At 68.6% G+C, this 22,837-nt stretch carries 20 protein-coding genes and 1 tRNA gene; 5 read left to right on the plus strand and 16 right to left on the minus strand.

Annotated elements, in window-relative coordinates:
* Positions 1-143: 143 nt before the first annotated feature.
* The 9 genes from BMW54_RS08520 to BMW54_RS08560 all read right to left on the minus strand — a co-directional run bounded on the left by BMW54_RS08520 (position 144) and on the right by BMW54_RS08560 (position 8,708).
* Entirely contained in the window at positions 144-2,111 is a 1,968-nt protein-coding gene (locus BMW54_RS08520; protein WP_090054603.1) for a chemotaxis protein CheA, read from the minus strand.
* Between the two features lie 40 nt (positions 2,112-2,151).
* Positions 2,152-2,514, minus strand: a complete 363-nt coding sequence (locus BMW54_RS08525; protein ID WP_090054604.1) for a response regulator — start codon at positions 2,512-2,514, stop codon at positions 2,152-2,154.
* A gap of 10 nt (positions 2,515-2,524) precedes the next feature.
* Positions 2,525-2,842 carry an STAS domain-containing protein gene (locus BMW54_RS08530; protein ID WP_090054606.1) on the minus strand — a complete coding sequence of 106 codons (318 nt, stop codon included), beginning with the start codon at positions 2,840-2,842 and terminating at the stop codon, positions 2,525-2,527.
* Positions 2,843-2,920: 78 nt separating this feature from the next.
* Positions 2,921-3,964: a tRNA preQ1(34) S-adenosylmethionine ribosyltransferase-isomerase QueA gene (gene queA / locus BMW54_RS08535; RefSeq protein WP_090054607.1), complete on the minus strand. Its 1,044-nt coding sequence runs from the start codon at positions 3,962-3,964 to the stop codon at positions 2,921-2,923.
* Positions 3,965-4,067: 103 nt separating this feature from the next.
* Positions 4,068-4,670, minus strand: a complete 603-nt coding sequence (locus BMW54_RS08540; protein ID WP_090054608.1) for a response regulator transcription factor — start codon at positions 4,668-4,670, stop codon at positions 4,068-4,070.
* On the minus strand, positions 4,667-5,803 hold the full coding sequence (locus tag BMW54_RS08545; protein WP_254779167.1) for a sensor histidine kinase: 1,137 nt from the start codon (positions 5,801-5,803) through the stop codon (positions 4,667-4,669). The genes BMW54_RS08540 and BMW54_RS08545 overlap by 4 nt, the downstream gene beginning before the upstream one ends.
* Entirely contained in the window at positions 5,800-6,981 is a 1,182-nt protein-coding gene (locus BMW54_RS08550) for a sensor histidine kinase (RefSeq protein ID WP_090054610.1), read from the minus strand. The genes BMW54_RS08545 and BMW54_RS08550 overlap by 4 nt, the downstream gene beginning before the upstream one ends.
* A 39-nt stretch (positions 6,982-7,020) precedes the next feature.
* A complete protein-coding gene (locus tag BMW54_RS08555) occupies positions 7,021-7,800 on the minus strand; it encodes an ABC transporter permease (protein ID WP_090054611.1) in 780 nt (259 codons plus the stop codon).
* Positions 7,797-8,708 carry an ABC transporter ATP-binding protein gene (locus BMW54_RS08560; RefSeq protein ID WP_090054613.1) on the minus strand — a complete coding sequence of 304 codons (912 nt, stop codon included), beginning with the start codon at positions 8,706-8,708 and terminating at the stop codon, positions 7,797-7,799. Before BMW54_RS08560 ends, BMW54_RS08555 begins: the two co-directional genes overlap by 4 nt.
* A gap of 214 nt (positions 8,709-8,922) precedes the next feature.
* On the opposite strand from BMW54_RS08560, the gene BMW54_RS08565 reads away from it, so the two are divergent.
* The 4 genes from BMW54_RS08565 to BMW54_RS08580 all read left to right on the plus strand — a co-directional run bounded on the left by BMW54_RS08565 (position 8,923) and on the right by BMW54_RS08580 (position 14,567).
* Positions 8,923-10,425, plus strand: a complete 1,503-nt coding sequence (locus BMW54_RS08565; protein WP_090054614.1) for an aminotransferase class III-fold pyridoxal phosphate-dependent enzyme — start codon at positions 8,923-8,925, stop codon at positions 10,423-10,425.
* Positions 10,426-10,597: 172 nt separating this feature from the next.
* Entirely contained in the window at positions 10,598-10,912 is a 315-nt protein-coding gene (locus BMW54_RS08570; protein WP_090054616.1) for a PsiF family protein, read from the plus strand.
* 131 nt (positions 10,913-11,043) lie between these two features.
* Complete coding sequence (gene upp, locus BMW54_RS08575; protein ID WP_090054618.1) at positions 11,044-11,682, plus strand: uracil phosphoribosyltransferase; 639 nt, start codon at positions 11,044-11,046, stop codon at positions 11,680-11,682.
* Between the two features lie 146 nt (positions 11,683-11,828).
* On the plus strand, positions 11,829-14,567 hold the full coding sequence (locus BMW54_RS08580; protein WP_090054620.1) for a lamin tail domain-containing protein: 2,739 nt from the start codon (positions 11,829-11,831) through the stop codon (positions 14,565-14,567).
* A 120-nt stretch (positions 14,568-14,687) separates the two neighbouring features.
* Here BMW54_RS08580 and pip read toward each other — a convergent pair whose 3' ends face one another.
* Positions 14,688-15,647, minus strand: coding sequence for a prolyl aminopeptidase (gene pip, locus BMW54_RS08585; protein WP_090054621.1), 960 nt, complete (start codon positions 15,645-15,647; stop codon positions 14,688-14,690).
* A 33-nt stretch (positions 15,648-15,680) separates the two neighbouring features.
* Complete coding sequence (locus BMW54_RS08590; RefSeq protein WP_090054622.1) at positions 15,681-17,063, minus strand: FAD-binding oxidoreductase; 1,383 nt, start codon at positions 17,061-17,063, stop codon at positions 15,681-15,683.
* 110 nt (positions 17,064-17,173) lie between these two features.
* On the opposite strand from BMW54_RS08590, the gene serA reads away from it, so the two are divergent.
* Entirely contained in the window at positions 17,174-18,409 is a 1,236-nt protein-coding gene (gene serA / locus BMW54_RS08595) for a phosphoglycerate dehydrogenase (RefSeq protein WP_090054623.1), read from the plus strand.
* Between the two features lie 94 nt (positions 18,410-18,503).
* Here serA and BMW54_RS08600 read toward each other — a convergent pair whose 3' ends face one another.
* The 5 genes from BMW54_RS08600 to pheT form a co-directional block, all read right to left on the minus strand.
* Positions 18,504-19,457 (minus strand): GGDEF domain-containing protein, encoded by a 954-nt coding sequence (locus BMW54_RS08600; RefSeq protein ID WP_090054625.1) that lies wholly within the window; start codon positions 19,455-19,457, stop codon positions 18,504-18,506.
* Between the two features lie 197 nt (positions 19,458-19,654).
* Positions 19,655-19,731 (minus strand) — tRNA-Pro (locus BMW54_RS08605).
* A gap of 47 nt (positions 19,732-19,778) precedes the next feature.
* Complete coding sequence (locus BMW54_RS08610) at positions 19,779-20,135, minus strand: MerR family transcriptional regulator (protein WP_036114913.1); 357 nt, start codon at positions 20,133-20,135, stop codon at positions 19,779-19,781.
* Entirely contained in the window at positions 20,116-20,415 is a 300-nt protein-coding gene (gene ihfA, locus BMW54_RS08615; RefSeq protein WP_036114917.1) for an integration host factor subunit alpha, read from the minus strand. The genes BMW54_RS08610 and ihfA overlap by 20 nt, the downstream gene beginning before the upstream one ends.
* A 1-nt stretch (position 20,416) precedes the next feature.
* Positions 20,417-22,798 (minus strand): phenylalanine--tRNA ligase subunit beta, encoded by a 2,382-nt coding sequence (pheT, locus tag BMW54_RS08620; protein ID WP_090054626.1) that lies wholly within the window; start codon positions 22,796-22,798, stop codon positions 20,417-20,419.
* Between the last annotated feature and the right edge of the window lie 39 nt (positions 22,799-22,837).

Genomic DNA, 22,837 nt, shown 5'->3' on the forward strand with positions numbered 1-22,837 from the left:
TTTCTGTGGGAGCGGACCTGGCCGCGACTGCTTTTGGCGAAGAGCCGCAGGACCTGTTGCTTTCGGCGAGAAGCTGTCGCGGCCAGGTCCGCTCCCACAACACCCGCACGAAGAGCTGTCGCCGCCGGGGCCGCCTTGCGCGGTCAGGCGGCTTTGCGGCGGGACTGCATGCGGACGAGGCCGGTGACGTCGGCGATGAGGGCGACGGAACCGTCGGCCAGGATCGTGGCGCCGGAAATGCCCGCGACGCGGCGGTAGTTCGCCTCGAGCGATTTCACGACCGCCTGCTGCTGGCCGATCAGTTCGTCGACGAAGAGGCCGATCCGGGTGCCCTCGCCTTCCACCACGATGACGATGCCCTCGTCGATCGCGCGGCGCTGGCCGTCGCAGCCGAATACGTCGTAGAGGCGGACGATCGGCAGCCAGTGGTCGCGGAAGCGGAAGAGCTCGCCGCCGCCGGCGACGCTACGAACGGCGTCCGGCTTCACCTGCACCGATTCGACGATGGAGACCAGCGGAACGATGTAGGTCTCGGCGCCCACGGCGGCGGTGAGGCCGTCGATGATCGCGAGCGTGAGCGGAAGCGTGATCGTGAACGTGGTGCCGCTGCCGTGCACGCTGCGGATGGCGACCGTGCCGCCGAGGTCCATGACGTTGCGGCGAACGACGTCCATGCCCACGCCACGGCCCGAGAGATCCGTGGTCGCGGCGGCGGTGGAGAAACCCGCTTCGAAGATGAGTTCGGCAACGGCGTCGTCGGACATGCCGTCGCCCGACGCGATGATGCCGCGCTGCACGGCCTTGGCGACGATGGCGTCGCGGTTCAGGCCCGCGCCATCGTCGGCCACTTCGACCACGATGGAGCCGCCACGATGGAAGGCCTCCATGCGCAGCGTGCCGGTGTCGCCCTTCCCTGCCGCGAGCCGCTTCGCGGGCACTTCGAGGCCGTGGTCGATCGCGTTGCGGACGAGGTGGACGAGCGGATCGCCGATTTTCTCCAGCACGGTCTTGTCGAGCTCGGTGGTCTCGCCGCGCAGGTCGAGGACGACCTTCTTGTCGAGCTTCTGCGCCAGGTCGCGGACCAGGCGCGGGAAGCGGTTGAAGACGGTGCTGATGGGCAGCATGCGGATGCTCATCACGCTTTCCTGCAGCTCGCGCGTGTGACGCGACAGCTGGGCGAGGCCCTGGCGCAGCATCTCCAGCTGCGAGGCGTCCACGCCGTCTTGGAACTGGCTGAGCATCGACTGCGTGATGACCAGTTCGCCGACGAGGTTGATGAGGGTGTCGATCTTTTCGATACCCACGCGGACCGAACTGGCCTCGCTGCTCGCCGCGACCTCGCGGACGGCGCGCGGCGGGGCGGCCGGGACAGCCGCCGGAGCGGCGACGACGGCCGGCGCGGCGATGCGCGGCACGATGGACAGGTCGCAGTCGCCGTCGACCCAGTCGAACACGCCTTCCACCGCCACGCGCTTCGCGCCGGCGTCGAGGCCGAGCGTCCACCCGAGGTAGGACGACGACGCGTCCATGTCGGCCAGCGCAGGCAGCTTGCTGGCGTCGCACGTGACCCGCAGCGGCCCGAGCGTCGCCAGCTCGCGGAACATGCGCGCGGGATCGTTGCCCGTCTTGAGCAGGTAATCGAACGGACGCAACGCGATGTCCCAGCCTTCGATCTCCTCGGCCACGGCGGCCGCCTTCGCGACGACCGGCGCGGCCGTGCCGCCCGAGACCATCGCGGACAGCTCGGCGAGCAGCGCCTGGCTCTCCGGCGTGGCGGCCGGCTGGCCGGCCATCGACAGCGCGAGCATGTCGCGCACGGTGTCGCCCGAGCGGAGCAGCAGCTCCACGACGGCCTTTTCCATCGGACGGCGGCCGCTGCGGACCTCGTCCATCAGGTTCTCGGCCACATGGGTGAAGGCCGCCACGTCGGTGAAACCGAACGTGGCCGCGCCGCCCTTGATCGAATGGGCGGCGCGGAACACGACGTTGATCAGTTCCGGGTCCGTCGCGCCCTCGTCCAGTGCGAGGAGCGCCTGCTCCATGGCGTCGAGGCCATCGAGGCTTTCCTCGTGGAACGCCTTGTGGAATTGCGCCAGATCGACTTTGGACATGAGGGTGGAGCCTTCGGTTGCCGGAACGTGGACGGGTGGATCAGCCGAGCACGCGGGCGACGGTGGCCAGCAGCTGGTCGGGGTCGAACGGCTTGACCAGCCAGCCGGTCGCGCCGGCGGCCTTGCCTTCCATCTTCTTCTCCGGATTCGACTCGGTGGTGAGCATCAGGATGGGCACGCCGCTGTAGCCGGCCATCGTGCGCATTTCACGCACCATCGAGATGCCGTCCATCACCGGCATGTTCACGTCGGCCAGCACGAGGTCGAATTTGGCGCCGCGCGCCGTGTCGAGCGCGGCCTGGCCGTTGTCGGCCTCGTCGACGTCGTGGCCGGCGCCGCGCAGGGTGAAGGCCACCATGCTGCGCATGGAGGCCGAGTCGTCTACCGCAAGAATCTTTGCCATGAGTGCACCTTCAGTTCACGCCGGCGTCGGCCGGCAGTTCGATCAAAGCGGTGAGGTCGAGCGCGGCGACGCCGCGGCGCAGCGTGTCGCTGACACCGTCCCACGCCACGGGAACGCCCGCGGCGCGCGCGTCGCGCGAAAAGGCGGCCAGCACCTGGAGGCCGGCCGTGTCGATCTGGGCGACGGCGCCGGCGTCGATGCGGACCGGCCCGCCGGCCGCGAGGGCGGCGAGCAGCGTCTCGCGCAGCGCCGGGGCGGCCGCGATGCGCAGGTCGGCATCGAGCGCGACCGGCTCGCGGGGAGCGTCTTTGGGAGATTTCTTCGCCATCGTCCGTACCGTGGAGCCCCGTGGCGCACATCGCCATGGGGTCGTTCGGTGGGCTTATCGGCGGCGGGAAGGAAAGCTTTAGGCGGCCGGCGTCGCGGGCTTCGGCAGGATCAGCATCGCGTCGCCGTAGGAGAAGAAGCGGTAGCGCTGCAGGACCGCGTAGCGGTAGGCGTCGAAGATCGCTTCCTTGCCCGCCAGGGCAGAGACGAGCATCAGCAGGGTCGACTGCGGCAGGTGGAAGTTGGTGATCAGGGCGTCGACGCTGGTGATCCTGTAGCCCGGGAAGATGAAGATCTGGGTCTCGCCCGCGAACGGCCGGAGCACGCCTTCGACCGTGGCGCTCTCCAGCGCGCGCACGACGGTGGTCCCGACCGCAACGACGCGGCCACCGGCCGCGCGCGTGGCGCGGATCTTCTCGACCAGGGCGGCGCCCACGTTGAGCCATTCGCGATGCATCACGTGGTCGCGGATGTCGTCGGCGCGCATCGGCTGGAACGTGCCGGCGCCCACGTGGAGCGTGACGTAGCCCGTCTCGACGCCGCGCGCCCGGAGGCGCTCGAGCAACTCCTCGTCGAAGTGCAGGCCGGCGGTGGGCGCGGCGACGGCGCCCGGCTCGCGCGCGAACACCGTCTGGTAGCGCTCCTTGTCGGCCTCCTCCGCGCCGCGCTCGATGTACGGCGGCAGCGGCATCTCGCCCAGCCGCGAGAGCAGGCGCTCCAGGGGCTCGTCGCCCTCGAAGCGAAGCAGGAAGAATTCGCCCTCGCGGCCCAGCACGGTGACCATGCTGCCGTCGGCGAGCTCGATCCGTCCGCCCTCCTTGGGCTTCTTGCTGACGCCGAGCTGCGCGCGGGCCTCGTGGGCGCCGGTCACGCGCTCGATCAGGATCTCGACGGCGCCGCCGGACTCCTTGCGGCCGTAGAGGCGCGCCGGCAGCACGCGGGTGTCGTTGAACACCAGCAGGTCGCCGGGGCGGAGCATCTCGGGCAGGTCGGTGAAGCGGCGGTCCTTCTTCGTGTGCGCCTCGACATCCACCACCAGCAGGCGGCTCCCCGACCGGCGGGCGAGCGGCGCCTGCGCGATGAGTTCGGGCGGGAGGTCGAAATCGAAGTCGGATCTTTTCACGGGACGGCCGGGCGGCGGAACGGTGGCCGCATTATCGCCTATCGGGCGGACTTCGGTTTCGCTCCGGCCGTTCGCGCGCTAGCGCGCTTCCCACAGCCCCCGTTCAGAGCCAGCCCTTCTGGCGGGCCAGCCGGTATGCCTCGATGCGGTTGGCGGCGCCCAGCTTGCCGATAGCCTCGGAGAGGTAGTTCCGCACGGTACCGTGCGACAGGTTGAGCTGGCTGCCGATGTCGCTCGCCGAGTGCCCCTCCCCCGCCAGCCGGAGCACCTGGCGCTCGCGGTCGTTCAGCGGATCGGCGTCCGACCAGGCTTCCAGCGCCAGCTGCGGATCGATGGCGCGGCCGCCCCGGTGCACGGTGCGCAGGGCGTCGGCGAGTCCTTCGGCCGGGGCGTCCTTCAGGAGATATCCGCCCACGCCGGCGTCGAGCGCGCGGCGAAGAAAACCCGGTCGCGCGAACGTCGTCACGATGATCACCTTCACCGGCAATTCGTGCCGGCGGATGCGCTGGGCGAGTTCGAGGCCGGTGAGTCCGGGCATCTCGATGTCGGTGACGAGGACATCCGGCTTCAGGCGCTGGACCTCGCGCCATGCCGCCTCGCCGTCGGCCGCGGACGCGAGCACCTCGATGTCGGACTCCAGGTTCAGCAGCGCCGACAGCGCGCCGCGCACCATCGCCTGGTCCTCGGCGAGCAGCACGCGGATCATGCGATGCGCTCCATGCGACCGGCATGGCCGGGAACATCGATGGACAGCACCGTACCCTGTTTCGGAGGCGAATCGATCGCGAGCCTCCCACCGATCTGGCGCATGCGCTCGCGCATGCCCGACACGCCGTTGCCGTGCGCGGCGAGTCCGCCGCAGCCGTTGTCCGTGATGCGCATCGCGAAGTCCTGCCCCTTGCGTGAAATGACGACGTGCGCCTCGGTGGCGCGCGAGTGACGATGGATGTTGGTGACCGCCTCGCGCAGGACGAGCGACAGCGTCGCCTCGGTGGCCTGCGGCAGGTCGAACCCGTCCGGTAGCTCGGTATGCAGCGCGATGCCCGACGCTTCCAGCATCAACCGGGCCGAGACGAGTTCGCTGGCCAGGTCGCCGGCGCGCAACCCGGTCACGGCGCTGCGCACTTCGGCGAGCGTGTGGCGGGCGACGCGCTCCACCTCCTCCATCTCCTGTTGCGCACGCGCGGGATCGGCGAGCGCGAGGCGCCTGGCCAGTTCCGATTTCAGCGTGATCAGCGACAGCGTATGGCCCAGCAGATCGTGCAGGTCGCGCCCGATGCGCTCGCGCTCCGCGAGCGTCGCGAGCCGGCGCACTTCCGCCTGGGACAGACGCAGCTCCGCGTCGCGCCGCGCGCCACGCACGTAGAGGAAATTGCTGAAGCCCGCGGCGAGCGACACACCGAAAACGACGAGCACGTGCACCTGGGGCACATGGAACAGCATCACCCACACCTGGGTGACGACGGTCGCGACCAGCGTACCGAGCAACCAGACGCGCGCGCGGCGAGCGTAGGCGAGCAGCGTCACGCCGATCACCACGTAGCCCACCGACACCGGATTGACGGGCCACAGCGTGAAGCCGAGCAGCGTGATCATCGCCGCGTTGAACGGCAGCCTCGACAACGGCGCCACATAGACGCTGACGTAGCACACGAGGTAGACGGGAATGGAGATCAGCGTCGGCGCCATCCAGTCCCAGTCGAATCCCTTCACCGCCAACGGCGCCTGGATGAGGGCGACCAGCCAGAACACCTGCACTCCGCCCTGCCAGCGCAGGTAGACCGGCGAGCGCAATCCGCCCAGCAGGGAGTCGCGGTGAGGTGGCGGCACGCGGATCACGACGCGAGCCTGTCGTGGGTTCCCGGCAGCACCGCGGGTTGCGGCGGCAGCGCGCGATCCTCGGGTCGCAGCGGTACCTCGATCCGCAACGACGTCCCCTTCCCCTGGCCCGATTCGAACGCCAGCGTTCCGCCGAGCGAACGCACGCGTTCGCGCATGCCGCAGATGCCGTTGCCTTCCTCGCCGGTGACGCCGCGGCCGTCGTCCCGCACGGTGAGGATGCAGGTGCGCGCATCCACCACGAGGCTTACCTCGGCATACGTGGCACGCGCGTGGCGATGGATGTTGGTGACGGCTTCGCGCAGGACGAGCGCCAGCTGATTGTCGATCCGCGCGGGCACCTCGGGCAGGTCGTTCGCGTAGACGAACTCGATCTGCGAGCTGATCAGGAGCAGCCGCGCCGCGGCCAGTTCCGCGACGAGGCCCGAGGCGCGGATGCCCGTCACGGCGGAACGCACCTCGGCCAGCGCGTGCCGCGCCACCTGCTCCGCCTCTTCGACCTCGCGCTTCGCGGCGACCGGATCGCGATCCGCGAGACGCCGGGAAAGCTCCAGCTTCAGCGTGATCAGCGAAAGCGTATGCCCGAGCAGATCGTGCAGGTCGCGGCCGATGCGCTCGCGCTCGGCGGTCGCGGCGAGCCGGCGGATCTCGTCGTGCGACAGCTTCAGTTCGACGTCGCGCTCGGCGTTGTAGCGGTAGACGACGTTGATGGTGCCCACGCCGAAGGCGATGAACGACACCGTCGCGATCGCCGCGTACGGCCAGTGCACGACGAACCAGGCGATGGCGACGAAGCCCGCGAGCACCGCCGCCATGCTGGCCAGGCAGCGACGCGGCGCGCCGTCGAAGCCCAGCATCGCGCAGGCGTAGATGACGTAACAGCCGCCGCCACTGGCGTTGAAGCCCATCGTCGCGTAACCGAGCAGCGCTACGAGGACCGCGAGCCACGGGGCCATGGCGACGGGGCGCAGGTACGCCTGCGCGTAGAGGAAGAGGAACGTGGGGAACGACAACGCCGTGGCCAGGATCCAGTACGGCCCGATGTCGTTGCGGAAGACGAGGTCACCGAAGACGTACACCGTCCACACGAGGTGGAACATGCTCGCGATGCGCAGCCTCGGCTGCCCGCGAAAGCGGCTCCACAACGAACCCGGCGCCGGCCGGAACCACGAGCGCATCGTCGACGTCCCCCCAGTGAGCCGAGCCGTCATGCTACTTCAACCGTGCCGGCGCAGGCGACGCGTCGCCAGCGTGACGAAGACGACCGTGTAGCCGGCCAGGACCGCGACATGCGGCCAGGGCGCATCCGTGCCCAGGCCGACGGCACCGAGCGCGAGCCGGTCGAGGTGATACGCCGGCCACAGCGGCGCGATCGCCTGGATCGCGGAAGGCATGATCGACAGCGGGAACCACAGCCCGGACAGGAACGCCATCGGCAGGTACACGAGGTTGACCACGCTTGGCGCACCCTGCCCCTTGATCAGCGTGGCGATCAGCAACCCGAGCGCCGCGAACGGCAGCACGCCCAGGACCTCCAGCAGGAAGAACGCGGCGATGCGCGGCGCGGCGAGGTGCACGCCGGCGACGAAGATCGCGAGACACAGCATGATCGCCGACACGATGGCCGCGACCAGCACCGCCATGGCCATCTTGCCGATCAGGTAGGCGCCCGGCGGCATCGGCAGCGCGCGTTTCAGCGTGAGCAGGCCGGTATCCCGTTCGAGCGCGAGCGAGACCCCGAAACCGAACAACCCGGGCGCCATGACGCCGAACGTGCCGTACGATGCGAGCAGATAACGCGGCGCGTCCGGCCCGTTCGCGTGACCGAGGAAGACCCCGAACATGAGGTAGAACACCGACGGGAACAGCAGCGTCGGCAGGAGGAATCCGGGATTGCGCAGGTAGCGCAGGCATTCGGCCCGCGCTTCCTCGACGTACGCGGCGACGTTGCGGCCCGCGCTCATGACTGGCGTGGCGACGCTCTCGATGGTGGTCATGCGGCCTCCTGCACGGCGGCGGATTCGCGGGTGATTTCCTGGAACGCTTCGGCAAGGCCGGCGCGTCGCACTTCGAGTTCGGCGAGCGACGGATCGGCGTCCAGCAGACGGCGTACGACCCCTTCGGCATCCGCGGTCGCGACGGTCAGGCGGCCCTGCTGGACGTCGACGGAGACCACTCGCGGCCAGCGCGCGACGTCGGCCGCATCCAGCGCGGTGACGCAGCGGATGCGACGCAGCGCGACGTGGGCACGCAACGCGTCGACGCTGCCTTGCGACACCACGCTCCCCTTCGCGATCACGCAGACGCGGTCGGCGAGCGCCTCGGCCTCTTCCAGGTAATGCGTCGTCAGCACCACCGCGCAACGTTCCTTCAGCATCTGCCGGATCGCCGCCCACAGGGACTGCCGCGCGTCGATGTCCATGCCGACGGTCGGTTCGTCCAGGAAGAGGATCTCCGGCCGGCCGACGATCGCCATGGCGAACTGCACGCGCCGCTGCTGTCCCCCGGACAGGGCACCGTAGCGCCGGGTCATGAGGTCGGCGACGCCGGCGATGGCCGCGCATTCCGCGATCGCGCGCGGCTCGGGGTAATAGCTCGCGGTCAGCCGGAGCAGTTCGGCCACGCGGAGCGTGTCCGGCAGGACGGCGGACTGGAGCATGACGCCGATCCGCCGCCGAGCCGCGATATCCTGCGGATCGCGACCGAAGAGCGTCACGGCCCCCGCGTCGGCGCGATGCAGACCGAGCAGCAACGCGATACTGGTGCTCTTGCCCGCGCCGTTCGGACCGAGCAGCGCCACCAGTTCGCCGCGGTGGATGTCGAGGTCGATGCCGTCGAGCGCGACGATGTTCCCGTAGCGCTTGCGGACGCCGGCCAGCCTTGCGATGCGCGTGTCTTGGTTCATGGGCCCCTCCTTGCGTTGCAACATATTCCCGCGCAAGCCATTGGCGGCAGTCGCTTGCGTCATTGTGCGGATGTGACAACCGTCACCCGGGGGTTACGCGGCCAAAAACCGCATGCTATGCTGGGTCAATAATCCCTTTACATATAGATACTTAGCGGCCTCTTAAGGGATCGATCCAAGCCAGTGCCGCGTCATCCGGAAGAGGAGTGGGTCCATGGGCGTTATCGGTCATCTGCGCGAAATGCGCGAGTTCGGCGGCGCGCCGCGTACGACGGGTCTTTCCGATGACGTCGTCGAGCGTTTCGCCGCCCAGGATCCCTCGCTCGGTCGCGCCATCGACGAAGCGGTCGCGCGCCATCGCGAGCTGCGCGCCGACATGGCGGATTTCCTGCGCAAGGACGAAGCCGAACAGATCCTCGATCTGCAATGCGGCGTCGTGAACTTCTATCCGGACGACGGCGTGAATCCGTACGTCCCCGCCGCCGCGCGCGGCCCGTGGATCGTCACGCTGAAGGGCGCCGTGATCCACGACGACGGCGGCTACGGCATGCTCGGCTTCGGCCACAACCCGGACGCCATCCTCGAGGCCATGTCGCGTCCGCAGGTGATGGCGAACGTGATGACCGCCAACGTGTCGCAGCTGCGCCTGTGCGAAGCGCTGCGTCGCGAACTCGGGCGCTCGCGTGGCGGCAGCCCGTATTCGCATTTCCTGTTCCTCAATTCGGGTTCGGAATCGGTGACGCTCGCCGGTCGCATCGCCGACGTCAACGCGCGCCTGATGACCGACGCCGGCGGCCGCCACGCGGGCCGTACCATCAAGCGCCTCGCGGTGAAGGGCGCGTTCCACGGGCGCACCGAGCGGCCGGCGCTCTACTCCGATTCGTCGCGCCGCAATTACCAGCAGCACCTGGCGAGCTTTCGCAACGAAGACAGCCTGATCACGGTCGAGCCGTACAACGTGGCGCAGCTCAAGGCCGCGTTCGCCGAAGCGGATCGCCAGGGCTGGTTCGTCGAGGCGATGTTCCTCGAACCGGTGATGGGCGAAGGCGATCCGGGCCGCGCCGTCACGCCGGAGTTCTACGCCGCCGCGCGCGAACTGACGCGCGAGCACGGCACCGTGCTGCTGGTCGATTCGATCCAGGCGGGCCTGCGTGCGCATGGCGTCCTGTCGATCGTCGATTACCCGGGCTTCGAATCGCTCGACCCGCCGGACATGGAAACCTTCTCGAAGGCGCTGAACGCGGGCCAGTACCCGCTCTCGGTGCTCGCGGTCACCGATCGCGTCGCGGGGCTCTACCGCAAGGGCATCTACGGCAACACCATGACGGCGAATCCGCGCGCGCTCGACGTCGCGCTCGCCACGCTGGGCGAACTCACCGACGAGGTCCGCGCCAACATCCGCGATCGCGGCCAGGAATTCGTGAAGAAGATCGAGCAGCTCAAGGGCGAACTCGGTGGCCTGATCACCAAGGTGCAGGGCACCGGCCTGCTCTTCTCCTGCGAGCTGTCGTCGGAGTTCAAATGCTTCGGCGAAGGTTCGACCGAGGAATACATGCGCGAACGCGGCATCGGCGTCATCCACGGCGGCGCGAATTCGCTCCGCTTCACGCCGCACTTCCGCGTCACCAGCGCGGAGGTCGACCTGATCGTGGACGAGATCCGCCACGCCCTGACCGAAGGCCCGCGCCGCAGCGCCTCGGCGGACAAGGCGGCCTAGCTAGCCGCGTGCGTTGTAGGAGCGCGCCCTGCGCGCGACATGTGTTGGGGCGATGAGCCACAGGGCCTGTCGCGCCTCGCGAAAACATGTCGCGCGCAGGGCGCGCTCCTACCACGCGGGATCGCGCTAAGCTCTGGCGGCCGGACTGCCCGGCGTCACGTAGGGGTTCGCCATGCGTACGCAGCTTCGTGTCCTCGCCGTTTCTTCCCTCCTCTGCTTCGCCGCCGGTGCGCTCGCCGCGCCCCAGCAGGCGGCCGGAAAGAAAGACCTCACGCCACAACAGCAGCGCATGAGCACCTGCAATGCGCAGGCCGCCGGCAAGTCGGGCGACGCGCGCAAGGCGTTCATGAGCAGCTGCCTGAAGGGCGAGCAGCCCGCGAAGGCTTCCCAGCAGGAAAAGATGAAGACCTGCAACGCCGACGCTTCGGCGAAGAGCCTCAAGGGCGACGAGCGGAAGACCTTCATGAGCAGCTGTCTGAAGGGCTGAGTCACGCGTTCGGGGGTGGGGGTCGGGAAGTGGGGGCGGCACGGCCGTTCGCGGGACCACACCCCACTCCCCGTCCCTCTTGTCTCGCCTATGGGACAATCGACCACCCGTCCGCCACACGACCCGCGCGCATGAAGATCGTCGAAGTCCGTCACCCCCTCATCCAGCACAAGCTCGGCCTCATGCGTCGGGCCGGCATCAGCACGAAGGAGTTCCGCGAGCTGGCTTCCGAGGTCGCCGCGCTGCTCACGTACGAGGCGACGGCCGACATGGAGACCGAGTGCAAGACCATCGACGGCTGGGCCGGCCCGGTCGAGGTGACGCACATCAAGGGCAAGAAGGTGACGATCGTGCCGATCCTGCGCGCCGGCCTCGGCATGCTCACGGGCGTGCTGGAGATGATCCCGGCGGCGAAGGTGAGCGTGGTCGGCCTGCAGCGCGACGAAGACACGCTGGAACCCGTGGCGTACTACGAGAAGCTCAGCGGCGGCATGGACGAGCGCACGGCGATCATCGTCGATCCGATGCTCGCCACGGCGGGCACGCTGGTGGCCACCGTCGACATGCTCAAGGCCGCGGGCGCGAAGAAGATCAAGGGCCTGTTCCTCGTGGCCGCGCCGGAGGGCCTGAAGCGGATCGAGGCGGCGCACCCGGACATCGAGATCTACGTCGCCTCGATCGACGACCACCTGAACGAGCTGGGCTACATCCTCCCCGGTCTCGGCGACGCCGGAGACAAGATCTTCGGTACCAAGCAGAAGGCGACCTGATCCTCGAAAGCCGCCGTTTCTGTCACATCCCGCTGTCACATCCGTGGTGGACAATCCCCGGGTGGGCTCGCAGGGGGAACGCCGCGCAAGGGGATCGCGCGTCGCTTCGGGTCGCACACATACCAACGACTCGAGGGGACATTCGAATGCGTTCGACCACGACACGGCGCGCCATCTGGGCCGCGCTGGCGGGACTCACCGCCGTTCTTCCGCTGCAGGCGGCCGACCTGGCCATCACCCAGTTCCGCGTCCGCGGCCCCGCCGGCGGCAACGACGAATTCGTCGAGCTGCAGAACACCGGCACCGCGCCTCTGGACGTGTCCGGCTACAAGCTCAACGGATCCAACGCCAGCGGTACCGCCAGCACCCGCTCCACGCTGCCGGCCGGCACCACCCTCGCGCCGGGCTGCTTCCTGTTGCTCGCGAACGGTGCCAGCGGCGGGTATTCCGGCAGCGTGGCGCCGGACGTGAAGTACAACACGGGCGTCACGGACGACGGCGGCCTGGCCCTGCTCGACGCCACCGGCACGATCGTGGACCAGGTGGGCCTGAGCGCCGGCTCGGCCTATAAGCTCGGCACGCCGTTGACGAGCCTTGGCAGCACGAACGCCGACCAGGGGTATGGCCGCCGCACCAACGGCTCGGGCCTGCCGCAGGCCACCGGCGACAACGCGGCCGACTGGGTGAAGGTCGCCCCGACCGCGCCGCGCGCCAGCACGTCGCCCTGCGCGTCGTTCGGGCTGAGCCTCTCCATCGCCGACGCCACGGTCACCGTCCGCAACGGCGGCGACCAGACCGTGCCGTTCGCCGTCACGCTGAGCGAGCCGTCCTCCGCCGATGTCACCGTGCACGCCGCCACGGCCGACGACACGGCCACCGTCGCGGCGGGCGATTACGACGCCGTCGAGACCGACGTCACGATCCCGGCCGGCAGCACGTCCGCGGCGGTGAACGTCACGGTGCACGGCGCTACCGCCGCCGGTCCGGACAAGGCCTTCCGCGTGAACCTGACCAACGCCTCCGGTGGCGGCGTCACGATCGCGAAGGCGTCGGCCATCGGCGCGATCCTCAACCAGATTCCCGTCGCCGCGGAGATCTGGCAGGTCACCGGCCGGGGCCAGGTGTCGCCGCTACTCGGCAAGCGTGTCGCCACGCGCGGCAACGTCGTCACGGCTGTCGGCCCCGCGGGCTTCACGATCCAGACGCCCGATGATCGCGCCGATGCCGACCGCCTCACCTCGAACGGCATCTACGTGTTCACCGGCGGCGCGCCGACCGTGAAGGCCGGCGACAAGGTCGACGTCGAAGCCACGGTCGACAACTACTTCAGCCTGCCGGAGCTCAAGGACGCCACGATCACCACGACGATGCGCGGCGCGAAGCTGCCGAAGGCAGTCGTGTTCGGTAACGACGTGCCGTCGTCCGACCCCAGCGCGCTTTCCTGCGGCGAGACGAACTTCCAGTGCTACGTCGGCATGCGCGTGCAGATCGACAACGGCATGATCACCACCGGCAACCTGCGCTTCAGCAACGAGCCGTTCGCGGAGGTCTACGTCACCGCCAACGGCAAGCGCTCGCTGCGCGAACCGGGCGTGCGCTACACCGTGCCGGTGCCCGAGGGCGTGAACCTGCCGAACTGGTCGGGCAACCCGCAGGTGTTCAAGATGAACACCGCCGACTTCGGCGCGGTCGCGCCGAACACCCCGTTCAACGCCGGGACGACGTTCCGTGCCGAAGGCGTCATGTCGTACGCGTTCGGTGCGTACACGTTCATTCCGACGAAGGTGACGGTGAAGAAGGCCGCGGAGCTGCCGCGCGCCGTGGATGCGCGTCCGTTCTACGCCACCCGCGTCGGCGCGCTCAACACCGAGCGTTTCTGCGATACGGAGTTCAACACCACGTTCACCTGCAGCGGCGGCGACAAGGAACCGACCGCCGACGAGGTGAAGCTTAAGACGCAACGCCTGTCCGCATACATCGGCAGCGTGCTGAAGCTGCCGGACATCCTCTCGGTGGAAGAGGTGAAGAGCCTGCAGGTGCTGCAGGGACTCGCGAAGCAGCTGGGCGACGACTATCCGGCCCAGTACGAAGCGATCCTGCAGCCGGGCCACGATCCTAGCGGCATCAACGTCGGCTTCCTCGTGCGCACGGACCGCGTGCGCGTGCTCGACGTGCGTCAGCTCGGCGCCGACGAAACCTGGCAGGACCAGGGTGCCACGGCGTTCGTGCACGATCATCCGCCGCTGTTGCTCACGGCCGAAGTGCCGTCGCTGGTCGGACGCGTGCGGGTCAATGTGATCGCGGTGCATCCGAAGGCGCGCCAGAACGTCGACAAGACCGGCACGACGGCGGAGCGCGATCGCCAGAAACGCTTCCTGCAGGCGAAGTCGCTCGCCACGCAGGTGCAGGCGTTGCAGACGGGCCGGAAGAACCTGCTGGCACCGCTGCTGGTCGTCGGCGATTTCAACGCGTATCAGTTCAGCGATGGCTTCACCGACGTGGTCGGCCTGATCTCGGGCCGTTACGACGACAGCCAGAACCTGCTGAAGCTCGGCGGCAACGTGGTGAAGCCGGCGCTGTGGAACGCCGTGGAATCGGTGCCCGCGCAGGATCGCTACTCGTTCCTGTTCACCGAGAACTTCGGCAACATCCAGGGCCAGAGCCCGCGCCAGGTGCCCACCCACCAGGTGCTGGACCATGCGCTGCTCAACACGGTCGCGCGCGGCCTGTTCCTGCAGATGCAGTACGGTCGCGGCAACCTCGACGCGCCCGTGCAGACGCTGGACGACGCGGCGACCGCCACGGACAAGCGCAAGGCGATCGGCTCATCGGACCACGACGGCTTCGTGGTGGACATGCTGACGCTGCCGACGATCCTGCGATGATGTGAGGTGCCCGGCGACGGCCGGGCGCCTTTTCGCCGATACGATCGGCTCCCACCCTTCGGTAGGTGGCTACCGGAGGGTGGGAGCCGATCGTATCGGCGATGCGGCGCGAAGCGCCGCCTATCGGTTCGCGAAGCGATCGGTGGCCCGCACCAGCTCGCGCGTGATGCCGGGCTCGAACGCCGAGTGGCCGGCGTCCTGCACGATGCGCAGGTCGGCTTCCGGGAACGCGCGGTGCAGGTCCCATGCGCTGCGGACCGGGCAGACGACGTCGTAGCGACCCTGCACGATCACGGTGGGGATGTGGCGGATGCGGCCAACGTCGCGCAGCAGCTGGCCGTCGACCTCGAAGAATCCCGCGTTGACGAAGTAGTGGCACTCGATGCGCGCGAACGCGAGCGCGAACTCGTCCTCGCCGCTGGAGGCCATGTGGCCTTCGTCCTGATAAAGGTAGCTCGTGGCGGCTTCCCACACCGACCACGCGCGCGCCGCGGCGACGCGCACCGCCGGATCGTCGCTCGTCAGCCGGCGATGGTAGGCGCTGATGAGATCGCCGTGCTCGGCCTGCGGAATCGCGGACAGATACGTTTCCCACGCGTCCGGGTAGAGCTGGTCGCAGCCGGACTGGTAGAACCATTCGAGTTCCGAGCGGCGCAGCATGAAGATGCCGCGCAGCACGAGTTCGGTGACGCGCTCCGGGTGCGTTTCGGCATAGGCGAGCGCCAGCGTCGATCCCCACGAGCCGCCGAAGACCTGCCAGCGGTCGATGCCCAGGTATTCGCGGACCCGCTCGATGTCCGCGACGAGGTCCCAGGTGGTGTTGTCGGTCAGCTCCGCGTGCGGCGTGGACCTGCCGCAGCCGCGCTGGTCGAACAGGACGATGCGGTACGTCGCCGGATCGAAGAAACGGCGGCAGCGCGGATTCGTCCCGCCGCCCGGACCGCCATGCAGGAAGACGACCGGCTTGCCCTGCGGATTGCCGCTCTCCTCGAAATAGAGCGTATGCAACGGCGACACCTGGAGCATGCCGCTGTTGAACGGCTCGATCGGCGGATAGAGGTCGGGTGAATCCTGGGCCATGGAAAGTCCTGCGGGGCGTGGAAAGTGCCTAGGTTACAGCAGCTTGCCCGGGTTCATGATGCCCTTCGGATCCCACGCCGCCTTGATGGCGCGCATCAGCGCGATCTCGGCGTCGCTGCGCACGCTGCCGAGCCAGGGCTTCTTCACCAGGCCGATGCCGTGCTCGGCCGAGATGCTGCCGCCGTGCCGGGCGAGCGTGTCGACCAGGAGCGTCGTGACGTGCTCGCACTGCTCGACGAACCGCGCGTTGTCGAGTTCCGCCGGCTTGAGGACGTTGATGTGCAAGTTGCCGTCCCCGATGTGGCCGAACCAGACCACCTCGAAGTGCGGGTATCCCTCGGACAGAAGCGCCTCCATCTCCGCCATGAACGCGGGCACGGCGGAAATGCGCACCGACACGTCGTTCTTGTATGGCTTATGTGGCGCGAGGCTCTCCGTGATGCCTTCGCGCAACCGCCACAGCGATGCCGCCTGCGCGTCGCTCGAGCTGATCACGCCGTCGACGACCCAGCCCTCCTCCATGCACAACTCGAAGAAACCGAGCGCGGCGGCTTCGGCCTGGTCGTCGGCCGCGTCGAATTCCGTGACGACGTAGAACGGGTGCGTCTCTTCGAACGGCTGCTGCGCCCCGTGCGCCAGCACGTGACGAAGGGCCCGATCGGTGAAGAACTCGAAGGCTTCCAGACGGAGGCTGTGCCGCGCTTCGGCGAACACCTTCATGAGCGCGTCCATCGCGGGCACCGCGAGCAACATCACCTGCGAGGGCGGCGGTGGCGAGGTGAGCGTCAGCGTCGCTTCCACGACGATGCCCAGCGTACCCTCCGAACCGATCACGAGATGGCGCAGGTCGTAGCCCGAGGCGTTCTTGATCAGGCCACGGTTGAGGTCCAGCAGTTCGCCGGTGCCGGTGACGACCTTCAGGCCGGCGACCCATTGCCGCGTGTTGCCGTAACGGATGACGCGGATGCCGCCGGCGTTGGTCGCGATGTTCCCGCCGATCTGGCAGGAACCACGCGCGGCGAAGTCCACCGGATAGAGCAGGCCGTGTTCGCGCGCGGCGTTCTGCACGGTCTCCAGCGGAACGCCGGGCTGCACGGTGAGCGTGCGGTCGATCGGGTCGAAGCCGAGCACGCGGTTCATGCGATCGAGGCTGACGACGAGTTCGCCGTGCGCCGCCACGGCGCCACCGGAAAGACCGGTGCGCCCGCCGGACGGGACGATAGCGACGCCGGCGCCATGCGCCCAGCGCACCACCGCCTGTACCTCGTCCACCGACGCCGGCCAGACGATGGCCAGCGGCGCCGGCCTCCAGCGACGCGTCCAGTCGCGGCCGTGGTGCTCGAGGTCGCCGGGATCGGTCGACACCTTGAGGCCGGGAATCTGGTGGAGAAGGTCGGACAGGCGCGGATCGGTCATGGGACGGCTCGCTGGCGAAGGCGTCCAGCGTGCCGCAAGGCGGCCCGAGCGTCTACCGCGCCGCAGCATATCTGGCATAGTGGGAACTCCCTCCCAGGACCGTCCGGACCATGAAGCGCACGTCGTACCCGAAGGAAGACATCAAGGTGCTCCTGCTGGAAGGCGTCAGCCGCAGCGCGCTGGATACCTTCCGTCAGGCGGGTTACACGCAGATCGAGTTCCACGAGAAATCGCTGTCCGGCGACGACCTGATCGAGCGCATCGCCGACGCGCACATCGTCGGCATCCGCTCGCGGACGCAGCTGACGGCGGAGGTGCTCGCCGAAGCGCGCCGGCTAATCGCCGTGGGCTGCTTCTGCATCGGCACGAACCAGGTGGATTCGGCAGAAGCCGAACGCCTCGGCGTGCCCGTCTTCAACGCCCCCTACTCCAACACGCGCAGCGTGGCCGAACTGGTCATCGCCGAGACGATCATGCTCGTGCGCCGCATTCCCGAAAAGAACGCGGAATGCCATCGCGGGGGCTGGTCGAAATCGGCCGCGGGCAGCTTCGAGGTGCGCGACAAGGTGCTGGGCATCGTCGGTTACGGGCACATCGGCACGCAGGTCGGCGTGCTCGCCGAATCGCTGGGCATGCGCGTGATCTTCCACGACATCGAACCGAAGCTTTCGCTCGGCAACGCGCGTCCCGCGGCAAGCCTGGACGACCTGCTCGAACGCGCGGACGTGGTCACGCTGCACGTGCCGGAGACGGCGTCCACGAAGAACATGATCGGTGCGGACGAGATCCGGCGCATGCGGCCGGGCAGCATGCTGGTGAACGCCTCGCGCGGCACCGTCGTCGACATCGACGCCCTCGCCGACGCGCTGCGCTCGAAGCATCTCGCGGGCGCGGCCATCGACGTCTTCCCGGTCGAGCCCAAGGGCAACGACGATCCGTTCGTCTCGCCGCTGGTCGGCATGGACAACGTGATCCTCACGCCCCACGTCGGCGGCAGCACAGCCGAGGCGCAGGAGAACATAGGCATCGAGGTCGCCTCGAAGCTGGTCCGTTACAGCGACAACGGCAGCACCCTCTCGGCGATCAACTTCCCGGAGGTCTCCCTGCCCGGCCACCCGACCAGCCGTCGCCTGCTGCACATCCACCGCAACATCCCGGGCGTGCTCTCGCGCGTCAACGAGGTCTTCTCGCGCGCGGCCGTCAACATCGATGGCCAGTACCTGCAGACCTCCGCGCAGGTGGGCTACGTGGTGATCGACGTCACCACCAGCGAAGAACACGCGGCCGCCCTGCGCAACGAGCTGGCGGCGATCGACGGCACGCTGAAGGCCCGCGCGCTGTATTGAAGCACCTACCCCCGGTAGGAGCGGACCTGGCCGCGATGGGGGCTCGCGACCTGCCAATCGCGGCCAGGTCCGCTCCTACGGGGAAACGCGGGCGTCAGGCGGGGACGCCGCCCTCGGCCACCACGCGTGCCCTGCCGCGCTCCTTCGCCATGTAAAGACGGCGATCGGCCAGTGCGATGAACGGAAGGATGTCGTCGCCCTCCGCGGGAACGAGCGTGTTGACGCCCGCGCTGAGCGTGAGGCGCTTGCCGTCACCCGCGCCGGCATGGGGAATGAGCGCCTTGTCGACGAGGTCGAGGCAGCGCCAGCCCAGCGCCATGGCGGTGGCCGCGTCGGCGTCGGGCATGAGCAACACGAACTCCTCGCCGCCGAAACGGCAGAGAAGGTCGCGCGGGCCTCGCACGATGCCCGACAGCGCGGCGGCGACGCGCTTCAGGCACTCGTCGCCTTCGAGATGACCGTAGTGGTCGTTGTACTGCTTGAAGTAGTCGATATCGAGCACGACCACGGACAGCGGCTGGCGATCGGCCTGCGCCTGCCGCCACTCCCTTTCCATCACGAGGTCGAAACGGCGGCGATTCGCCACGCCAGTCAGGCCGTCCTTGAACGAGAGCTCCTCGAGCTCGCGCTGCATGTCGAGCAGCCGCTCCTCGGTGCGCTTACGCTCGCTGATGTCGAACATGAAGCCGATCAGCGCGTTCGGCGTGCCGTCGGGATTGCGCACCACATGGACCACGTCGCGGATCCACACGAACTCGCCGTCCTTGCGCAACGCGCGGTAATCGGCCTCGTGGTCGATGCCCGCCTGCGACTGCGACACGCAGAAGTTGAAGACCCACTCGCGATCCTCGGGATGCATGCGGTCGGCCCAGTCCTGCACCGTCTGCCACGACTGCGGCGCCCAGCCCAGAAGCTCCTCGATCTGCGGACCGATATACGCGAAGCGCAGCGTCGCCCAGTCGATCTTCCACGGAATGGCGCGGGTGGATTCCAGCAGCGTCTTGTAAACGCCGGCGTCCTCCTCGCGGAGGATGTCTTCGATGCTCATGTGGCGCCTGCGGTTCCCCTGGTGCTCTGCAGGGGTATCGGCCGATTCGGCGTGAACTGTAGGAGCGCGCGTGCGCGCGACAGCTCCTCGCGAGAAGCCCAGGACCTGCGGCTCACGGCCTCAAAACATGTCGCGCGCAAGGCGCGCTCCTACCGGGTCGAAAAAAAAAGCGTCCCGGAGGACGCTTTTCAGAATAATGGTCGGGGTGGCGAGATTCGAACTCGCGACCACTACACCCCCAGCGTAGTGCGCTACCAGGCTGCGCTACACCCCGACGAGCTGACGATTGTAACAGCATCGCCGCGATCTGCGGAAGGCGGATCAGCGACGAAGCAGGGTCAACACTTCTTCCAGTTCGAGCCGCACCTGGCGCACGATCTGGTGCGACATGCTGGCTTCCATCCGGGCCTGCGGGCCTTCGAGGCGGGCGCGGGCGCCCGTGATGGTGAAACCCTCGTCGTACAGCAGCGAACGGATCTGGCGGATCATCAGCACGTCGTGGCGCTGGTAATAGCGGCGGTTGCCGCGGCGCTTGACGGGCTTGAGGGCCGGAAACTCCTGCTCCCAGTAGCGGAGCACGTGGGGTTTGACACCGCACAACTCGCTGACCTCACCGATGGTGAAGTAGCGCTTCGCCGGAATGGCCGGAAGTTCGGTGTTATTCCCTGGATCCAGCATAGCCCTCGACTCTTACCTTGAGTTTCTGGCCGGGACGGAAGGTGACCACCCGCCGGGCAGAGATGGGAATTTCTTCGCCGGTCTTGGGATTGCGACCGGGCCGCTGATTCTTCTGCCTCAGGTCGAAGTTGCCGAAACCCGACAGCTTCACCTGCTCGCCCCGCTCCAGAGCCTCGCGCACGACCTCGAAGTACGCGTCCACGAATTCCTTGGCCTCGCGCTTGTTGAGGCCTACGTCGAGGAAAAGCCGCTCGGCCATTTCCGCCTTGGTCAGCGCCATCTTATCCTCGCAATCTTGCCTTGCATGTCTTCTCCAATGCCCCCACCGCGTCGGCGACGCGAGCGTCGGCATCGTCGTCGGTAAGGGTGCGTGAAGCGTCCTGTAAAATCAAGCCCATAGCGAGACTCTTTCGACCTTCATCGATTCCCTTTCCGGCGTAGCGGTCGAAGAGGCGGATCCCTACGAGGATGTCGCCGAGCGCCTCGCGAACGGTCGCTTCGACCGACGCCCAGGTCACCTCTTCCGGCAGCTCGACGGCGATGTCGCGGCGGACGGCCGGGAAGCGCGGGACCTTGCCGGCGCTGGGCAGGCGGCGCGCCAGGATCGGCTCGAGCGCTAGCTCCATCACATAGACGTCGGGGCCGAGGTCGAGCGACTTCGCCAGCGCCGGGTGCAGCGCGCCGAGGAAGCCCGATGGCACGCCGTCGCGAAGGACGCGGGCACCGCGGCCCGGGTGCAGCCACAACGGGAGGTCCTGCGTGTCGATCGTCCAGCGCGCCGGCTCGCCGGTGTGGGCGATCAGCGCGTCGAGGTCGCCCTTGAGGTCGAAGAAGTCGACCGGGCGCGAGACCTCGCCCCACTGCTCGGCGCGCGCCGTTCCCGACGCGACGACCGCGACGCGGCCGATCTCGTCCGGCGCGCCACCGGTGGCGTGGAAGCTGCGGGCGATTTCGAACAGGCGCACACGCTCCTGCTGGCGCGCGCGGTTGTGGCGCAGGGCCTCGACCAGGCCGGGCAGCAGCGACGTGCGCATGACGGCCAGATCGGCGGACAGCGGGTTCGCCAGGGGCACCCAGGCGTGGTCGAGATGCCAGGTGCGCAGCAGGTCGGCGCTGACGAACGACAACGTCACGGCCTCGAAGTAGCCGCGGGCGGCCAGCTGGTCGCGCAGGGCCATCTCGTCGAGGCGGGCCTCCGGCTCGGCGCGGAGGGCGATCTCGCCGGCCGGCACATGCGTGGGGATGCGCTCGTAACCGTGGATGCGGGCGACCTCTTCGATGAGGTCTTCCTCGCGCTCGATGTCGAAGCGGCTGCTCGGCGGCGTGATACGCCAACCGTCGGGAATCTCCTCCACGCCCATGCCGAGCGCGGTGAAGATGCGCGTGACTTCGCCGGCGGCGACGTCGATGCCGAGCACGCGACGCAGGCGCGCATGGCGCAGGAGCACCGGCTCGTGCGCACGAAGGTACTCCGGCAGTTCGGCCACCGTGACGGGGCCGGCCTTGCCGCCGGCGATCCCCAGCAGGAGTTCGGTCGCGCGCTCGATCGCGCGCTTCGGCAGGGCCGGATCGACGCCGCGCTCGAAGCGGTGCGAGGCGTCCGTGTGCAGGCCGAGCTTGCGCGCGCGGCCCATGATCGCGGACGGCGTGAAGTGCGCGGCTTCGAGGAAGATGTCGCGGGTGTCGTCCGTGACGCGGGAATCCATGCCACCCATGACGCCGGCCACCGCGAGCGCGTTCGCCTCGTCGGCGATCACGACGAACGACGGGTCGAGCTTCGCCTCGCTGCCGTCGAGCAGCTTGAGCGTCTCGCCGTCGCGCGCGTGGCGGGCGACGACGGCGCCGGACAGCTTGCCGTTGTCGAACGCATGCAGCGGATGGCCGAGTTCGAGCATCACGTACTGCGTGACGTCGACGATGGCGCTGATGGGACGGATGCCCGCGCGGCGCAGTTTCTCGGCGAGCCACAGCGGCGAACGGGCGCTGGCGTCGACGCCCTCGATCACGCGGCCGAGGTAACGCGGCGCGTCGGCACCGGCTTCCAGCCTCACCGCGCGGGTGGCCGTGGACGTGACCGGGGCGTCGCCGCCGCCGATCGCCTTCACCTGGCTGCCGAACAGCGCGGCGACGTCGTGCGCCAGGCCGTAGAGGCCGAGCACGTCCGGCCGGTTCGGCGTGATCTTGAGTTCGATGCTGGCGTCGGGCAGCCCGAGGTACGCGGCCAGCGGCGTGCCGAGGGGCGCATCCGCGGGCAGTTCGAGCAGGCCGGAGGCGTCGGCGTCGACGCCGAGCTCCTTCGCCGAGCAGAGCATGCCGAACGATTCCACGCCGCGCAGCTTCGCCGCCTTGATGGCGACGCCACCCGGCAGCGTGGCACCGACCATGGCGAGCGGCACGCGGATGCCGACGCGGGCGTTGGGCGCGCCGCAGACGATCTGCAGGAGTTCGCCCTGCCCCGCGTCCACCCTGCACACCTGCAGGCGATCGGCCTCGGGATGCTTCGCGGCTTCGACGATCTGCGCGACGACCACGCCGTCGAGGCCATCACCCAGCGGCGTGACCTCTTCGACTTCGAGGCCGGACATCGTCAGCGCGTGGACCAGCGCCGGACGGTCGGCATCGATGGTGACCAGTTCGCGTAGCCAGTTTTCGGAGAATTTCATGGGAGCGACTCGTTAACGTGGGGTCCGTGGCCGGCCGCC

Source organism: Luteibacter sp. 329MFSha, from assembly GCF_900111665.1.
In the GTDB taxonomy this organism is placed as follows: Bacteria; Pseudomonadota; Gammaproteobacteria; order Xanthomonadales; family Rhodanobacteraceae; genus Luteibacter.

What these genes read in the sequence shown, in the direction of transcription:
- BMW54_RS08555 (WP_090054611.1), bottom strand. Translation starts at nt 7,800, where the DNA reads ATGACCACCATCGAGAGCGTCGCCACGCCAGTCATGAGCGCGGGCCGC.
- BMW54_RS08530 (WP_090054606.1), bottom strand. Translation starts at nt 2,842, where the DNA reads ATGGCGAAGAAATCTCCCAAAGACGCTCCCCGCGAGCCGGTCGCGCTC.
- serA (WP_090054623.1), top strand. Translation starts at nt 17,174, where the DNA reads ATGAAGCGCACGTCGTACCCGAAGGAAGACATCAAGGTGCTCCTGCTG.
- BMW54_RS08540 (WP_090054608.1), bottom strand. Translation starts at nt 4,670, where the DNA reads ATGATCCGCGTGCTGCTCGCCGAGGACCAGGCGATGGTGCGCGGCGCG.
- BMW54_RS08565 (WP_090054614.1), top strand. Translation starts at nt 8,923, where the DNA reads ATGGGCGTTATCGGTCATCTGCGCGAAATGCGCGAGTTCGGCGGCGCG.
- ihfA (WP_036114917.1), bottom strand. Translation starts at nt 20,415, where the DNA reads ATGGCGCTGACCAAGGCGGAAATGGCCGAGCGGCTTTTCCTCGACGTA.
- BMW54_RS08560 (WP_090054613.1), bottom strand. Translation starts at nt 8,708, where the DNA reads ATGAACCAAGACACGCGCATCGCAAGGCTGGCCGGCGTCCGCAAGCGC.
- BMW54_RS08590 (WP_090054622.1), bottom strand. Translation starts at nt 17,063, where the DNA reads ATGACCGATCCGCGCCTGTCCGACCTTCTCCACCAGATTCCCGGCCTC.
- BMW54_RS08580 (WP_090054620.1), top strand. Translation starts at nt 11,829, where the DNA reads ATGCGTTCGACCACGACACGGCGCGCCATCTGGGCCGCGCTGGCGGGA.
- upp (WP_090054618.1), top strand. Translation starts at nt 11,044, where the DNA reads ATGAAGATCGTCGAAGTCCGTCACCCCCTCATCCAGCACAAGCTCGGC.
- pheT (WP_090054626.1), bottom strand. Translation starts at nt 22,798, where the DNA reads ATGAAATTCTCCGAAAACTGGCTACGCGAACTGGTCACCATCGATGCC.
- BMW54_RS08570 (WP_090054616.1), top strand. Translation starts at nt 10,598, where the DNA reads ATGCGTACGCAGCTTCGTGTCCTCGCCGTTTCTTCCCTCCTCTGCTTC.
- BMW54_RS08520 (WP_090054603.1), bottom strand. Translation starts at nt 2,111, where the DNA reads ATGTCCAAAGTCGATCTGGCGCAATTCCACAAGGCGTTCCACGAGGAA.
- BMW54_RS08600 (WP_090054625.1), bottom strand. Translation starts at nt 19,457, where the DNA reads ATGAGCATCGAAGACATCCTCCGCGAGGAGGACGCCGGCGTTTACAAG.
- BMW54_RS08550 (WP_090054610.1), bottom strand. Translation starts at nt 6,981, where the DNA reads ATGCGCTCGTGGTTCCGGCCGGCGCCGGGTTCGTTGTGGAGCCGCTTT.
- BMW54_RS08610 (WP_036114913.1), bottom strand. Translation starts at nt 20,135, where the DNA reads ATGCTGGATCCAGGGAATAACACCGAACTTCCGGCCATTCCGGCGAAG.
- pip (WP_090054621.1), bottom strand. Translation starts at nt 15,647, where the DNA reads ATGGCCCAGGATTCACCCGACCTCTATCCGCCGATCGAGCCGTTCAAC.
- BMW54_RS08525 (WP_090054604.1), bottom strand. Translation starts at nt 2,514, where the DNA reads ATGGCAAAGATTCTTGCGGTAGACGACTCGGCCTCCATGCGCAGCATG.